Source organism: Rhizobium sp. Leaf341, from assembly GCF_001424325.1.
Taxonomy (GTDB): Bacteria; Pseudomonadota; Alphaproteobacteria; order Rhizobiales; family Rhizobiaceae; genus Ferranicluibacter.
Genome location: NZ_LMPE01000015.1, coordinates 480,150 through 495,888, shown reverse-complemented (window position 1 = coordinate 495,888; position 15,739 = coordinate 480,150). Strand labels below are relative to the sequence as shown.

13 protein-coding genes are annotated in these 15,739 nt (G+C 64.1%); 7 read left to right on the top strand and 6 right to left on the bottom strand.

Annotated features, from left to right (window positions below):
- Positions 1-178 precede the first annotated feature (178 nt).
- Both ASG03_RS17070 and ASG03_RS17065 read left to right on the top strand, forming a co-directional pair.
- A complete protein-coding gene (locus tag ASG03_RS17070; protein WP_062694703.1) occupies positions 179-1,039 on the top strand; it encodes a DUF4432 family protein in 861 nt (286 codons plus the stop codon).
- A gap of 72 nt (positions 1,040-1,111) precedes the next feature.
- On the top strand, positions 1,112-1,453 hold the full coding sequence (locus ASG03_RS17065) for a TIGR01244 family sulfur transferase (RefSeq protein ID WP_062474213.1): 342 nt from the start codon (positions 1,112-1,114) through the stop codon (positions 1,451-1,453).
- Between the two features lie 109 nt (positions 1,454-1,562).
- Here ASG03_RS17065 and ASG03_RS17060 read toward each other — a convergent pair whose 3' ends face one another.
- Positions 1,563-2,522: an alpha/beta fold hydrolase gene (locus tag ASG03_RS17060; protein WP_062474211.1), complete on the bottom strand. Its 960-nt coding sequence runs from the start codon at positions 2,520-2,522 to the stop codon at positions 1,563-1,565.
- 255 nt (positions 2,523-2,777) lie between these two features.
- Here ASG03_RS17060 and ASG03_RS17055 point away from each other — a divergent pair, with 255 nt between their 5' ends.
- From ASG03_RS17055 to metF, 4 genes are all read left to right on the top strand, one after another.
- Positions 2,778-3,773, top strand: a complete 996-nt coding sequence (locus tag ASG03_RS17055) for a ribonuclease T2 family protein (RefSeq protein ID WP_082475820.1) — start codon at positions 2,778-2,780, stop codon at positions 3,771-3,773.
- Positions 3,774-3,924: 151 nt separating this feature from the next.
- On the top strand, positions 3,925-5,574 hold the full coding sequence (gene ettA / locus ASG03_RS17050) for an energy-dependent translational throttle protein EttA (RefSeq protein ID WP_062474207.1): 1,650 nt from the start codon (positions 3,925-3,927) through the stop codon (positions 5,572-5,574).
- A 402-nt stretch (positions 5,575-5,976) separates the two neighbouring features.
- Positions 5,977-6,990 carry an ArsR/SmtB family transcription factor gene (locus ASG03_RS17045; protein ID WP_062474205.1) on the top strand — a complete coding sequence of 338 codons (1,014 nt, stop codon included), beginning with the start codon at positions 5,977-5,979 and terminating at the stop codon, positions 6,988-6,990.
- Complete coding sequence (gene metF / locus ASG03_RS17040; RefSeq protein WP_062694701.1) at positions 6,991-7,902, top strand: methylenetetrahydrofolate reductase [NAD(P)H]; 912 nt, start codon at positions 6,991-6,993, stop codon at positions 7,900-7,902.
- Positions 7,903-8,319: 417 nt separating this feature from the next.
- On the opposite strand, the gene ASG03_RS17035 is transcribed toward metF, so the two are convergent.
- Complete coding sequence (locus ASG03_RS17035) at positions 8,320-9,276, bottom strand: DMT family transporter (RefSeq protein ID WP_062694699.1); 957 nt, start codon at positions 9,274-9,276, stop codon at positions 8,320-8,322.
- A gap of 325 nt (positions 9,277-9,601) precedes the next feature.
- Here ASG03_RS17035 and ASG03_RS17030 point away from each other — a divergent pair, with 325 nt between their 5' ends.
- Complete coding sequence (locus tag ASG03_RS17030; protein ID WP_244475295.1) at positions 9,602-10,939, top strand: cation:proton antiporter; 1,338 nt, start codon at positions 9,602-9,604, stop codon at positions 10,937-10,939.
- A 63-nt stretch (positions 10,940-11,002) separates the two neighbouring features.
- Here the strand turns inward: ASG03_RS17030 and ASG03_RS17025 are convergent, their stop codons facing one another.
- From ASG03_RS17025 to ASG03_RS17010, 4 genes are all read right to left on the bottom strand, one after another.
- The gene (locus ASG03_RS17025; protein ID WP_062695276.1) at positions 11,003-12,214 is read right to left on the bottom strand and encodes a lytic murein transglycosylase; all 1,212 of its coding nucleotides are present in this window, start codon (positions 12,212-12,214) and stop codon (positions 11,003-11,005) included.
- Positions 12,215-12,494: 280 nt separating this feature from the next.
- Entirely contained in the window at positions 12,495-13,295 is an 801-nt protein-coding gene (locus ASG03_RS17020; RefSeq protein ID WP_062474199.1) for a glycoside hydrolase family 25 protein, read from the bottom strand.
- Between the two features lie 261 nt (positions 13,296-13,556).
- On the bottom strand, positions 13,557-14,207 hold the full coding sequence (locus ASG03_RS17015; protein WP_062694698.1) for a class I SAM-dependent methyltransferase: 651 nt from the start codon (positions 14,205-14,207) through the stop codon (positions 13,557-13,559).
- Positions 14,204-15,511 carry a DUF3419 family protein gene (locus ASG03_RS17010; protein ID WP_082475818.1) on the bottom strand — a complete coding sequence of 436 codons (1,308 nt, stop codon included), beginning with the start codon at positions 15,509-15,511 and terminating at the stop codon, positions 14,204-14,206. Before ASG03_RS17010 ends, ASG03_RS17015 begins: the two co-directional genes overlap by 4 nt.
- Positions 15,512-15,739 lie beyond the last annotated feature (228 nt).

The window sequence follows — 15,739 nt, the reverse complement described above, 5'->3', positions numbered from 1 at the left end:
CGTGAATACCTGTTGATAGGCGGGAACCTGTTGATGGGCGGGCCGTCCCGCGAGCTACAAGCGGAATGGGACGTTAATATGAAAAGCCTGAATTCAACGTTAAAGAACTGCTAACCATGTGTGGGTGCGCCGTCCAAGGCGCGATCGGCACGGGATGGCGCCTTGGGAAGGGGAGACGATGCGACTGGACGACAGCCATGGAGGGCAGGTGGTCACACTGCTGCTCGATCCTGCCTCCGCCATGGATGTGGCGGCACTGGTCATCGACGGGACAGACCTCTCGCCGGGAGATGCGATCCCGTCCGACGGGGATCCGCGCATCGATCAGGCGTTAAAGGGTTTTCTTTTCACCTGCGGTCCGGATCATATCCGGCATCCCGAGCCCACGGACGGCGGAGGGCGCTATCCGCTTCACGGTTCGCTGTCGGGGACGCCGGTCGACCGGACCCCGTGGGAGGCGAGCGACACCACGTGCCGGGCGATGGTCGATATCGCCTTGGCCGATGGCGGCAAGGCCCGGCTCGATCGCCGCTGGTCGATAAAGCAGGGATCGGTTCATCTTCGGGATCGGGTCGAGAATATCGGCGACAGGCCGTTTCCGCCCATGTGGATGTATCACATCAATATTGCGGGACGCTTCTTTGATGATCAGACCCGCATCAGCGGCGCCATGATTCCGAACGGAGCCATGACCTGGCGATTCGGCGACGGCGAAAGCGCGCATGTTCTGTTTCCGGCCGGCGCGGTGTCCCTTGGCCCGGACGGCTGGGCGAAGATGCGGGTCGGCCCGTTTGCGGCGCTTGCGAACCGCTCGCTCGACATATCCTTCAAAACCGACGGACTGCCGTTTCTCCAGATGTGGCGTTGCCAGAGGGACGCCGCCGACGTGGTCAGCATCGAGCCGGTGTCGCACCGGATCGCCAAGCGCTCCGAGCTGTCGCAGAGCGGCGCGCTCGTCCTGCTCATGCCGGGTGCGGCGATCGCGTATGAGCTGATGTTCGGCCTTGTCGATGCGGCCGGGGCGGACCGGGCTGATTGACCTGCGCGGCAAAGGCGTCCTACATCGTCGGCAACGAAGCTTGCGGCACGCCGCGCGTCGAGGAGAACCTGCATGGACGACATCCGCCCGATCAATGACGAATATTCCGTAACCGGCCAGATCACGGCCGCCGACCTCGACCAAATCAAGGCGCTCGGCTTCAAGTCGATCGTCTGCCACCGTCCGGACCACGAGCAGCCGGGCCAGCCGGACTATGCCGAGATCGAGCAGCGCGCCCACGCCCTCGGCATCGAAACGATGCATATCCCCGTCGGCCCCGCCGGCGTGACGGCCGAAGCCGTTCACAAGATGGTCGACGCGCTCGACACGTTCCAGCGCCCGATGCTCGGCTATTGCCGTTCCGGCGCGCGCTCGACCGCCGTCTATCAGCAGACCCAGCACATCCGCGGATAAGAGTGCGCCGAGCGCCGCTCTGCCTGCCCGGCTCCGCCGTCCTGAAGCCGCCCGAGCCGGGCGATCGCCTGGATCCTGGAGCCGCACATGTGCGGACCGATACAGACGATCAGGTGCCGACGGAGGGACGCCCGATGACACCGAGGCACCAGACGGAGAACGCCTGGATGGCGCGTTCCCGGACCGTGTCCTTCAGCGTGTCGTGGCGGGCCCCCGGATAGATCATCGTGGTGACCCTCTGCAGGCCCGCTTTCTTCATCCGGGCCTGGAGCCAGACGGTCGCCTTGCCCTTCTTGGTGACGGGGTCCTCTCCGCCGCCCACAAGGTTCACGGGCATTTGCGGCGGCAGCCGGCGAAGGCGATCGAGCTCTCCGCCCGCAAAGCACATGCGGAGCATTTCGACCCATAGCGAGACCGTAATGTCGAAACCGCAAAGGGGATCCGCGATGTAAGCGTCCACCTCTGCGGGATTGCGCGACAGCCAGTCGAAATCCGTCCGGCGATGCGCAACGGAGCGTGCCCACTCGCCGAAGGTGAAGCGGGCGATCAGCGGGCTCGGCACGTCCGATCCCTTCAGCATCCTCTCGATCGCCAGCACGCGCTGCCCGAGACGACCGAGCAGGCCGGGATGGAAGTTCGAGTTCCAGATCGCGAGGCCGTCGTACAGTTCCGGATCGCGTTCCGCGGCATTCAGGGCAACCAGGCCGCCCATGGAATGCCCGAAGAGGATGATCGGAAGACCAGGGTGCTCGGATGCGGCCTCGTTCCTGACGGCCGCCACGTCCGTCAGCACCGCATCGACGCCGCCATCGGGCGCAAATCTTCCTTGCAGTTCCGCCGGAGAACGCGTCGCGCCATGCCCTCGATGATCATGCACATAGACAGCAAAACCCTGTGCCGCCATGGACCGGGCGAAGTCGATATAACGTCGTCCATGCTCGGCCACGCCGTGGTTGACCAGCAGCACACCGCGCGTCGGCGTCGTCGCCGGCAGATGATAGACGGCGAGATCCGCACCCGACGGGCTGGCAAGCCGCCTGTCCTCGAATGCCACGATCGATCCCTCCATAAACTGCCTCCCGTGCACTATCCCGCCGCGCCGCCGCGATGTCAATATGAGCGTTTTCTAAAAAAATACACCTCGTACCGACTCCGTGCTTGCAATATTCGTTATTTAGACCTTAATTGATCACGTTTTGTTCTGGAGGTCGAGATGATGTCGTCAGGTGTTCGCGCTGGTTTGTCTGCGTCGTTTCCAAGGTCGAGGCCTCTCGATCCGTGGTCCTGTCTCGGTCGTTCGCTCCGCTGCCTCGCATTTGCCCTGATGCTAGCAAGCGCGGCGGGCGGTGCGCAAGCGGGGGATGTCGCGGCTGTCGCGCTCACGTCCGTTGCGGCGGATGCGTCCCTCTCCCGTCCGGGCGTCGCGCACGACGCGCCCGGTTCCCCGGGCAACGCGGTGCGCACGGCCTCCTCCGCGCCGGCCGATCCCGCCACCGTTCAGGACCGCAGAAAGCGCAAGCCCGAAGCGGGACGCACCGGCCAGGTTCTCGGGCTCAGCTGGTTGCCTGCCTTTTGCGAGATCAAGGCCCGTCGTCCGGAATGTGTGGGTCAGACCTCCGGGCGCACCGATGCGACAGAACTCACGCTCGCCGGCCTCTGGCCGGTCCGCAACAGCTTCTGCAAGGTCTCCGACGCTCTTCGAATGCAGGATCGCAGGCATGACTGGCTGGCTTTGCCGGAGGTGCCGCTTTCGGCCGACGTCGGCGCGAGGCTTGCCTCCGCCATGCCGGGGGTCGCTTCCGGGCTTGACCGGCATCTGTGGCTGCGAAGCGGGAGCTGCCAGACGCTCGAACCCGAGGCGTATTTCTCTCTGCAGATCCGGCTGCTCGAGGCGGTGAACCGGTCTGCCGTCGGCGCGCTGTTTCGCAACCGGATCGGGCAGGAGATCCACGAGTCCGAGGTGAGGGCCGCGTTCGACACCGATTTTGCAGCCGGCGCAGGGCAGCGTGTGCGTCTCCAATGCCGCAAGATCGGGGATCGGACGCTGGTGACGGGGCTGACGATCGGGCTCTCCCCGACGATGACCGACGCCTCGGATTTCGCCGCGGCCATCCTTGGCGCCGCACCGATCGCCTCGCGCTGCAGCGTCGGTCTGGTCGATGCCGCCGGTCAACCGTCTGCACCGCGTCCGGCAGCGGCGGGGGCTGCGGCTGGGAAGGCGGGTTCGAAGGAGAGGGCCAGGAAGACGGGATCCGAGACGACGGGAACCGAAGAGGAACCAAGCGACGACGCATCGGATGCTGCGATCGGGCGCCCTTAAGGTTGCCGAACCGCGACGTGTTTCGGTTGACGTCGTGCGGGCGCTCCAATTCCGCATCGGGGTGGAAATGACGGCCGGTGTCATTGCTCCCCCGGCGCAATTCGCCTACATAGCGGGCCAAATTCCAATTCCCGCGGAGCATTGATCGAGCATGGCGCGTCAATTCATCTATCACATGGCCGGGCTGAACAAGGCCTACGGCACGAAGAAGGTTCTGGAGAACGTCCATCTCTCCTTCTACCCCGATGCGAAGATCGGTATTCTCGGACCGAACGGGGCCGGCAAGTCGACCGTCCTGCGCATCATGGCCGGTCTCGACAAGGAATATACCGGCGAAGCCTGGCTCGCCGAGGGCGCGACGCTCGGCTATCTGCCGCAGGAGCCGCAGCTCAATCCGGACAAGGATGTGCTCGGCAACGTCATGGAGGGCGTCGCCCACAAGACGGCCGTGCTCGAGCGCTACAACGAACTGATGATGAACTACTCCGACGAGACGGCCGACGAAGGCGCGCGTCTGCAGGACGTCATCGACAGTCAGAACCTCTGGGATCTCGACAGCCAGGTCGAGATGGCCATGGATGCGCTGCGCTGCCCGCCGGCAGACGCCGACGTCACCGCATTGTCGGGTGGTGAGCGCCGTCGCGTCGCACTCTGCAAGCTCCTCCTGTCGCAGCCGGACCTTCTGCTCCTCGACGAACCGACCAACCACCTGGATGCCGAGACGATCGCCTGGCTCGAAAAGCACCTGCGGGAATACCCGGGTGCCGTCATGATGATCACCCACGACCGCTACTTCCTCGACAATGTCACGGGCTGGATACTCGAACTCGACCGCGGTCGCGGCATTCCCTACGAGGGCAATTATTCCGCCTATCTGCAGTCCAAGGCCAAGCGTCTTGCGCAGGAAGGCCGCGAAGACGTCGCCAAGCAGAAGGCGCTGTCCCGCGAGCAGGAATGGATCGCCTCCAGCCCCCGCGCGCGTCAAGCCAAGTCGAAGGCACGTATTCGCGCCTATGACGAGTTGGTGGAAGCAGCGGAAAACCGCAAGCCCGGCGAAGCACAGATCGTCATCCCGGTCGGTGAACGGCTGGGTCAGGTCGTCATCGAGGCCGAGAACCTGTCGAAGAGCTATGGCGACCGCCTGCTGATCGACAACCTGACGTTCAAGCTTCCCCCGGGCGGCATCGTCGGCGTCATCGGCCCGAACGGCGCCGGCAAGACGACCCTGTTCCGCATGATCACGGGTCAGGAAACGCCGGATACGGGCAAGATCACCGTCGGGGAGACGGTCGATCTCGGTTATGTCGACCAGAGCCGCGACTCGCTCGGTGGCGACAAGACCGTCTGGGAGGAAATCTCCGGCGGCAACGACATCATCAAGCTCGGCAAGTACGACATGAACAGCCGCGCCTATTGCGGTGCGTTCAACTTCAAGGGCGGGGACCAGCAGCAGAAGGTCGGCTCGCTGTCGGGCGGTCAAAGAAACCGCGTCCATCTCGCCAAGATGCTGAAGGACGGCGGCAACGTCATCCTGCTCGACGAACCGACGAACGACCTCGATACCGAAACGCTCTCGGCGCTTGAGGAGGCCCTGGAAGCCTTCGCCGGCTGCGCCGTGATCATCAGCCACGACCGCATGTTCCTCGACCGGCTTGCAACGCATATCCTGGCTTTCGAGGGCGACAGCCATGTCGAATGGTTCGAAGGCAACTTCGAGGATTACGAAAAGGACAAGGTCCGCCGTCTCGGCCCGGAATCGGTCAATCCACGCCGCGTCACCTACAAGCGCCTGACGCGTTAAGCGTCGGGTTGCCATCGACTCGGGAACCCGTCCTTCTGCTGTAAAGGGGACGGGTTCCCGGCATGCCCTCGGGGCATGAGAGATCCGGCATGGGTCCTTCGAGCTGCCGCCTTCGCGCTCCGCTTCGAGTTCTTGTTTCTGCGTCTGAGATGTTCGCTGCCAATGTGCAGCTTGGGATCCGGCCCGGCGACGTCGGCACCGATGCCATCCTCTACCGTTGCCGATCCCGTCACGGGTCGACCGGACCTGCCACTGTGTCGCGCCGTATACATCGGCGATGGCCCAGCCTCCGGCGGCCTCAGAGCCGTTTTTGATCGCCGCAAATCGCCCCCACGCCGTCTTTCCGCTTGCAGCCCCTTCCAATATCACATAAACATATCTTTATGTGTTGATGGGAAGAGCATGGTGAGCGACAACAGATTGCGGCTGGAGGAAGTGGTGGACGTGCTGAAGGCCGCGGGCGAGCCCACGCGCTTCCGCCTGCTCGCCCTTCTGGCGGCCGGTGACCTGACCGTGACGGACCTCACCGAGATCCTGGGGCAGTCTCAGCCGCGTATTTCCCGCCATCTTAAGCTTCTGACCGAAGCGGCCCTGATCGATCGCTACCAGGAGGGTGCCTGGGCGTATTTTCGGCTGCGGGGGCAGGGCGAAGGTGTCGCGCTGATCCGCCAGGTTCTCGCGGCGGCGGACGGGGACGATGCGGTTCTGGCCCGCGACAGCGATCGGCTCGCCGCGCTGAAGCAGGCCCGATCCGATCGGGCACAGGCCTATTTCAGCCGCAACGCCGCCGAATGGGATGCGATGCGGCGCTTTCATGTCAGCGAGGCGGAGGTCGAGGCGGCGCTGGTGGCGGCCGTCGGGCCGGAGCCTGTCGAGAGCCTTCTCGATCTCGGAACCGGCACCGGGCGGATCCTTCAGCTCTTCCAGGGGCTCTACAAGACCGCGACGGGCGTCGACGCAAGCCGTGACATGCTGGCGGTGGCCCGGGCCAACCTGGATCGGACCGGTGTCTCCACGGCATCCGTCCGTCATGGCGATATCTTCAATCTACCTCTCGATGGCCGCCAGTTCGATCTGGTGACGATCCATCAGGTTCTCCATTTCCTGGAGGCGCCGGAAGCGGCGATCGAGGAAGCGTCGCGCCTTCTGGCGCCGGGAGGGCGTCTGGCGATCGTGGATCTCGCGCCGCATGCCCTCGAGCATCTGCGGCAGGATCACGCCCACCTGCGTCTCGGCTTTTCGCATCAGGTGATGGGCGAGTGGCTCGAGACGGCGGGCCTTTCCGTCCAGCGCGTCATCGATCTTTCGCCGAAGGCCGCGCAGGAGACGCCGCTGACCGTTACCATCTGGATCGCGGCCAAGCCCGCAGAGTCCTCCGCCGATCAATCCCGGCGTTTTGCTTCAGGAGCCCGCTGAATGTCTACCCGCACGCTTTACCCGGCCGAGCGCGGCGATCTGCGCCTCTCCTTCGAGTATTTTCCGCCGAAATCCGACGAGATGGACGCGCAGTTGACCCGCACGGCTGCGGCCCTGAATGCCTATGCACCGGAATTCGTCAGCGTGACCTACGGGGCGGGCGGGTCCACGAAGGCACGGTCTCTGACCACCGTGCGCCGCCTGATCGACGATTGCGCCATTCCGAGCACGGCCGCGCACCTCACCTGCGTCGGGGCGACGCGGTCGGAGGTGGATGCCGTCGTGGACGAGTTTGCGGCGGCCGGCGTCCGGCACTTCGTGGCGCTGCGCGGCGACCCGCAAGGGGGAATTGGCGCCCAGTATCAGCCGTTTCCGAGCGGATATGAAAACGCGGCGGCGCTTGTGGAGGCACTCGCCCGGCGTGGACGCTTTCAGATTTCCGTTTCCGCCTATCCCGAGAAGCATCCCGAGAGTTCCGACGTCGATGCCGATATCGATATGCTGAAGCGCAAGGTCGACAATGGCGCGACGCGTGCCCTGACGCAATTCTTCTTCGACAACAATGACTTCGAGCGATATCTGGAGCGGGTCCGCAAGGCGGGCATCTCGATACCGGTCGTTCCCGGCATCCTGCCGATCAACCTGTTCTCGCAGGTCTCGAAGTTTGCGGGTCTTTGCGGTGCGCGCATTCCCGAGGCGCTCGCCCTGCGTCTTGCGCATCTCGACGAGTCGCCCGAAGAGCGCTTCAAAGAGGCGACCCATATCGCGGCGGAGCAGATCGTCGATCTCGCCCGCAGGGGCGTGCGGGATTTCCACCTCTATACCATGAACCGTTCGCCGCTGATCATGGCCGTCTGCGACCTTGTCGGCTTCAAGCGAACGGACGAGATCGCTGAAGGCGCCGCGGCCTGACGCCGACCGGAGCTCTCCGGCGGTTCGCCCCCGGCGAAGTTCTGGACACGACGTACAAAAGCCCTCGAAGGTTCATTTCGAGGGCTTTTGCATGCCAGAGCAGAGAGACGTTATTCTCCCGTCCCACGCTGAGAGTTTCCCACCGGCCTCCATCCTCAAGGCCGCCGGGGTTTTCATCTCCTCCTAGATGAAGAGCATCATCGCAATGAATGCGAACGAGGCACCTATCATGAGAACATTCACGGACCGTGTGATTCCCACTCAACCCTCCAAGCGTTAACGCTTGAAACATAGGTTGAAAATGTCACACCTCCAAGGAAATCTTGTGCTGCGTTGCAGCGGCAGCGCCGTCCGTCAGCCTGTGAAGCGAGACATGCTCTTGTTTTCGATAGGCTATCGGATCTTAACGATTTGTTTTTAGGTGTTAACAACCTTGGCCCCAGATCGTTTGCGCGCCAGCAGGCGACCGTCGAGGACGATCAATCCTGCCGCAATCAGGGCCATTCCGCCGATATCCGTGATGTCGAGGCGCTCTCCGAGAAAGGCCAGACCGAAGAGGAGGGCGCTGGGCGGCACCAGCAGCGTAACGAGCGACGTGTTGGTTGCGCCAGCGCGCGCCATGATGCGGAAAAAGAGAATATAGCCATAGGCGGTCGATACCAGCGCGAGCGCCAGGATGGCGAGGATCGTCGTCATGGGCGGCATCGCCAGCGTCCACGGATGATCCGACAGCAGCGAGACCGGCAGCATGATGAGGGTCGATGCCGTCAGCTGGCCGGCGGCTGTGACGGGCGGCGCCAATCCGCGGAAACGGCGACCGTAAATGCCGGCCAGCCCGTAGCTGACGGCCGCACCCAGCGGCAGGATGAGCGCCCAAAGCGGGATGCCGTTGGACGTCGCGTCGAGATGGCCGAGCGCGCTTGGCCCGATCAGCAGCACCGTGCCGGCGAGGCCCAGCGCTGTACCGCCGATCTTTCTCGGGCTCAGCTTTTCGTCGCTCGTGAAGGCATGGGCAAGAAGGACCGTCCAGATCGGCGTCGTTGCATTGAGGATCGAAGCAAGGCCTGCGCCGATCTGCGTCTGGCCGAGAAAGATGAAGCTGTGCGGAATGGCATTGTTGAGCAGCCCCAGGACCAGAAAGGCGCGCCATCGTGCCGCAAACTGCCTGTAGATGTCGAAACGGCCGCGAATGAACAGATGCAGCGCCAGCGCGGCGATGGAGACGCGCAGGAACACCAGCGTGAAGGCAGGAACGTGCTGAACCGCAATGCGCCCGAAGAAGAACGAAGCGCCCCAGATCAGCCCGAGCAGCGCCAGCAGGCCCCAGGTAAGCGGCGTCATCCGCGTTTCCGCGGGTGTTGTCGTGATCGTCATTTGTTTCTCCGCCCCGTCCCTGCATGTCCGCGCCGCTGCGTCCGGCGCCAAGGCGGGCTGTAGCCCAATTCTCCGTGTTCCATCCACCCGTTTCTTGGTGGTGGGAACGCGCTTGGCCGGATGTCGGCCGATGTCTTCGACCTGCCGAGGGTTGACCTCGTCGTCCCCATGCCGATCATGCCGCCCTGTTGCGCCCGGCAAGCCCGCACCCGAGGATGCGAGTCGAGGAACGCGAAGAAGGAGACGTCTGCTGCCCACATCATCCGCCGTCCAAACGGCTTCAGAGGCTGCCGGTCACGGACAGGATCTCGTCTCGATTGCCATCGTGATCGCCGTTGCCGCCTTGATGGGGCTCGGTTTCCTGCGGCTTCGCCAGCCACCGCTCGTCGGCTTCATCCTGGCCGGGGTGGCGCTCGGACCGACCGGGTTCGGCTTCATCTCCGACAGCGACAACGTGACGTTGCTGGCGGAGATGGGCGTGATCGTGCTTCTGTTCTTCATCGGCATGGAATTGTCGATCCGGGCCTTCATTCTCAGTCTCCGGCAGGCCTTGCTCGTTGCTGGCGGCCAGATCGGCGTCTCCGTGGCCGTGGCGCTGATCCTGTCGGCCGTCTCGGGAACACCATCTGCCGAAGCGCTCATCCTCGGCTTCGTCGTTGCGTTGTCTTCCACGGTCGTCGCGATGAAGATGCTCGATGATCGCGGCGAACTGCGCAACGAGACCGGTCGCATCGCGGTCGGCGTGCTGATCGCGCAGGACATCGCCGTCGTCCCCATGCTCATTCTCGTCACCAGCCTTGGCGGCGCGGACAGCAGCGGCGGTGACGTCGGCGTGGTGGAGATCGCCGTCAAGATGATCCTCGCCATCGGGCTGCTCGGAGGGCTTCTCTGGTGGCTCGGAGGTCGTGGCAAGCTGCGGCTTCCGTTCACCGCGGCGGTCGAAGGCAAGGTGGAAATCCTGGCGCTCGGCGCGCTGGCCGTCTGTTTTTCGGCGGCTGCGCTCTCCGGTCTCGCCGGCATGTCACCCGCCTACGGGGCCTTTCTCGCCGGCATCCTCATCGGCAATTCGACCTTACGCGCCCACGTCATCCCGGTTATCGAGCCGATCCAGAGCGTGCTGCTCGTCGCCTTCTTCCTGTCGATCGGGCTTCTCATCGACCTTACCTTCATCGCCGAACACTTTGTTCTCGTGCTGTCTTTGGCCGTCGTCGTCATTGCGGCAAAGACGGTCCTGAACATCGCATTGCTGCGTCGCACCGGCTCGCCGCCGCAGGTCGCGCTCGTCGCGGGACTTTCCATGGCGCAGATCGGCGAGTTCTCCTTCGTGCTGGCGGCAGCCGGTCTTTCGGCCGGCGCCCTCGATCTCGACGCTTATCGCATGGCGATCGCCGTCACCGCACTTTCGCTGCTGGTATCGCCCTTGTGGGTCTCGATCATGCACAGGTTGGACGGGCTGGCGGCCGAGCACCGGGAAAGCTACGGCCATGCGCTGGCGCTCGCCTATCAGCGGGAGCTCGCCGAGGTGTCGCGCGGCGGTGCCGCGCTGATGGGGATCGGCCGCTCTCTGCGCATCCGCTTTCGCGCGTTGCGGCTGGCCCGGCAACATCGGCGGGATCGAGCGTCGGGGGATCGACCGGATGCCGATGGTCCCGGCGAGAGGTGAGCGACGCGAAACGCCGCGGTCGTTTCCGACGCGTGGCGTTCGATTTCGGGGAATGCCTGGCGGTTACGGCAGCGCGTCGAGCACCGCCTGTGTCGCCCAGCCGTCGGCGGGAATGCCGAGCCGCTGCTGTTCACGCTGCAGGGCGGCACGGGTGCCGGAGCCGAGAATGCCGTCGATCTTGCCGACGTCATGGCCGATCGCGTCGAGCTTGGTCTGCAGCACCTTCATGGCTTCGTCGTTAAGGCCGGGCTCCGGGTTGCGGGCATCATACGGCGGAGCCCCGGCAAGTCGGGTGGCGAAGTAGGCGGCAGACGTCGTGTAGATGAACGACTGGTTCCATTCGAGATAGATGTTGAAGTTCGGATAGGTCATGAAGGCCACGCCCTTGCGGCCCTGCGGGATGACCACGGAGGCGGCAAGGTCGCCGAACTGGGTATTGCCATCCCGCGGCTTGACGCCGAGCGCGAACCACTGTCCCGCGGTCATGCCCGGCTGCAGGCCGGTCTTCTCCCAGGGCAGATTGTCCGGCAACGAGACTTCCTGGATCCAGGGCTGGCCCTTGGTAAAGCCGAGGCTCTTGATGAATTTCGCCGCGGTCAGGATGGCATCCGACGAGCTCTGTTTCAGGTTGACGTGACCATCGCCATCGCCGTCGACGCCCTGTGCGATGATGTCTTCCGGCAGCATCTGCACCTGGCCGATCTCGCCGGCCCAGGCGCCTGTCGTCGTCGCCGGATCGAGGTCGCCATGCTGGACCATCTCGATGGCGGCCATCAGCTGCGGGCGAAACATTTCCGGCCGGCGGCAGTCGTGCGCCAGGGTGACCAGGGCATTGCGCGTGTTGAAATTGCCCTGGACGGCCCCGAAATCGGTTTCCATCGCCCAGAACGCCGTGATCACAGGTGCGGGAACGCCGTATTCCTCCTCCGCCCGGGCAAAGACGCTCGCATATTCCTTCATCTTCTTTGCACCGATGTCGAGCCGCGCCTTGCTGACCGTCCTGTTGGAAAACTCGGCGAAGGTCTGCTTGAAGACACCCTGCGCGCGGTCGCGTCCCAGAACCTTTTCGTCGATGACGGCGCCGGCCAGCGCCCGATCGACAACGTCGGCCGGAATGCCCTTGCCGACCGCCTCCGTCTTCACGCCGCTGAGAAAGGTTGCCAGATCACCGCCGCACGGTGCGGCCGACGTGGCGGGAGCTTCGGCCTTGGCGGCATCGCCAGCGGGGGATGCCGTCTGGGCCGCGGCCACACCGGAGACGGCCACCGATGTCATGAGCGCGAACAGGCTGGCGGCAGCGAGACGGGACGAGAGCGGGCGGGTGCGGGGCATGAGTGGTCCTTCAATCTGGTTCCGGCAATGCCGATCGTTCAGTCCGGCGATCGATCCGGCAAGGCGATCCCGGCGGTGGGGTTCAGGCAAGACGGCTGTGGGGAGACGCCCTGACAATAGGTCGCCGGTCGCGAGACCGGCGGGTCAGGCCGCTGTCACACGGCAATTGGGCCAAATGAAGAAGCAAAGACAGGGAAACAGCGGCAGGGCAGCGTGGCGTGCGTCAGTTGCCCGCCACCTGTTTCGGTTCGGAAACGGCCTTCACCCATTTGCGCCAGTTCTTTTCGGAGCCAGCGAAGACGTTGATGTCCGTGTTGCCGGAAATCCCGGGTATCTGCCCGGTGCTCGTGTACTGCCAAAATGCCCAGCGGCGGTCCTTGTAGATCTCGACCGGATGCTTGGCGACGGAGCGCACCCAGAAATGATGCTCGTTGAACTGCCCGACGAGGTTGTCGCGGTGGAAGTCGACCGAGGTGTAGATGATCGGACGCTTGCCGTAATAGGCCTCCAACCGGTCCATGAAGCGTTTCATCTCCGTCTGCACGGTAAGCGGCGAGGGACGATAGCGGCAGGTCTTGGACTCGCCGTTCCACTCCACGTCCAGAACCGGCGGCAGGTGGACCGCGCTTCTGGGAACGTTGCGGATGAACCAGTCGGCCTGCTCATCGGCCGTCGAGCAGAAATAGTAGAAATGATAGGGCGCATAGGCGATGCCGGCCGCGCGGGCCTGCGGCCAATACTCCGAGAAGCGGGTATCGACGACATCCTTGCCTTCGGTCGCCTTGATGAAGACGAAGGACACGCCGGACTGCTTGACGGCCGTCCAGTTGATGTCGCCCTGCCATTTGGAGACGTCGATGCCGTGAATGCTGTGATGCTGCGGGGTCCGCTCGCCGAAATCCTGCGGATCCTTGTCCTGGAATCGCGGAGGGATCGACGCGGTCTGGACCAGATCATAGTCGGTCGACGTGCACGCGGACAGGAGCGAGACAAGCGGCAAAAGAGCAAGGAGCAGCCGGCGCATGGAGTTCCCGTTCGTTGATGATGGAACGTTGTGCCTCACCCGTGACTGCCCATATGTGCCGACCCCCCGGAGACCCGAACCCCATGTTCATCATATCAACGTAAAAATTGGGTTAGTTTCAAGCCCTGATCGCATCATAGCGTTCGTGGCTTGTGTCAAACACCTCTCCGTAACGTCCTGCCTCCCGTGCGAGAGGGACGTTCGAAGATGCCGATCACGGGCCGATTATGGGCCGGTCGAGCGCTGGGCGGGGGCGGGACGCTAAGGCCTGCGGCAGACGACAAGCCAGGCGTAGCCCCGGCCAAGGGTCTTCGTCTCCACGATCAAGCCGCGTGTCCCGGCCTTTGCCGTGACCACAGACATCAAATGTGCGCGGGGCGTGACGTGAAACCGCGAGAGCCACGCGGTGAGGATGCGGCGCGCGATCGCCGGAAGGCCTTCCTGCTGGCCGAAGTCCGCAATGTGCAGGGATCCCCCCGGGACCAGCGCGTCGAGCGCGGCGTCGATTGCCTTTTCCCAGTCTGGAATCATCGACAAGGCATAGGAGATGACGATTCGCTCGAACCCGTCGACCCCGAAGGCGCGCGGCTCGAAATCCGTTGCATCGGCCGTCTTCAGCGTCGCTTGGCTGCCGGCGAGCGCCTTTTCGGCGGACAGCAACATTTCCGACGAGATGTCGAGGCCGTAGAGCTTTGCATGCGGATAACGCCTGGCGATAAGCGCCAGATTCCGTCCGGTGCCGCATCCAACCTCCAGAACGCGGTCACCCTGGCCGGCATCGAGGTCTTCGATCAGCGTATCGCGGCCAAAGAGATAGTATTTCCGTGTCGCATCGTAGACATGGCGCTGGGTCCGGTACATCCGGTCCATGCGTCCGGCATGCGCCCTGTCGGAAATGAGGGTTTTGGTCATGCCGCTGAAGCCGCCCGGCGGTAGATGTGAAAGCCGCCATAGATGGCCGAGCGGTCCTTGAGGTTCAACGCTTCGGCGTTCGCCTGGTCGTAATGCCATTGGCCGAGGAGCGTGTCCGAGACGCGCCCGTCGAGAATGCTGCGTTCGGCTGCGGTGCGGAAGATGACCACGGCGCCCGGCGCCGCCGTGCGGGTGATCTCGCTCCAGAGATCATTCAGCTGCTTGTCCGTCATCCAGTCCTGCGCATCGAGAAGAACGTAGCGATCGACGGTGCCCGGTAGCTTGCGCGCCAGGAGATCGGTGACGCTTTCGTGATGGACGTGGACGCGCTCCACATTGTCGCGGATCGCCTCGTAGGCTTCCGGCTGGAGATGCAGCGGCAGCATGCCCTCGTGCGGCAGCGGATACCGGCGGCCGAAGGCCTGCCAGGCGAAGTAGTTGTGGCGCAGCGGGAAGTGGCAGACCAGCTTTTCCAGCCGGTGGCGCAAGACCGGAGCCAGCGTCTTCTCGCTGCTGAGGCTTGCCAGCTCGTCGAACTGTTGCGGGGGAATGCCGAGACCGAAGAGCGAACTCTTGCGGCCGGTGAGCCAGCGGATCACGGGGCGCTCGAACAGCGGTGCGAGGCGCTGGTCGAAGAACTGTCGCTGCTCCCGCATCGAACGGGTGGCGATCAGCTCCGAAGGATCGACGCCATGGGCCCGGGCCAGCAGATGGGCGAGCCAGATGAAACGGCCGAGCAGGCCCGTCCGGTAGAGGTTCGCGCCAAATACGGCGATGCGGCGGCGGCCGTTGAGCTTGCGGCTTTCCCAGTAGCTGCGTGTGGCGGCATCGAGATGCGGTGCGATGAACCGATCATAGGCGGCCACGTTCGAGGCCAGATCTTCGCGGGCGAGAAAGCGCACGAGATCGCCCTGCGCCGGCAGATGCCGGAAGGCGGCGAGCTTCAGCCGGTTCAACGCGATGTGGTGACGGTTGAGATCGACCACGTCGATGCGCTCCGGCATGGCGGAGAGATAGGCGAGCATGTTGCATCCGCCGGAGCCGATGGTGACGATATGGTGTTCCGGGCGGATCTGCATGGCCTCCATGTCCACCGCCGGGTCCTCCCAGATCTGCGGGTAGACGAGACCGGAGAAGAGCATGCCGAAGAGGCGCTCGGACAGGCCGGAGGCCGTCAGGGGCTGGTGCTGGATCAGCGCCTTGCGCAGCTTCTGGTTCCTGCGCCGGCGGGGAGCATCTGCAAGACGGGGAGCATCTGCAAGACGGGGAGAGGATGCGAGATCGGTGGGCGCAAGATCGGTCATGGTGAACAGCCGTCGTTGAAGATGCGTTGCTTCTAGGATCCTTGCGCAACACTTTCGTGACGTGGGCTGTGGACCCCGCTTATGACGCTTTTCGTTTACCAATACGGCAGACTCCGCTTGGCACGAAGCTTGGCATCACCCACAAGTATAGCATGTAGACGTCTGTCGGACTTTCGACCGCCCTGGAGGCCACGCGCCCCGCGGAGCGAAGTCTTTCTATTCGGAAAG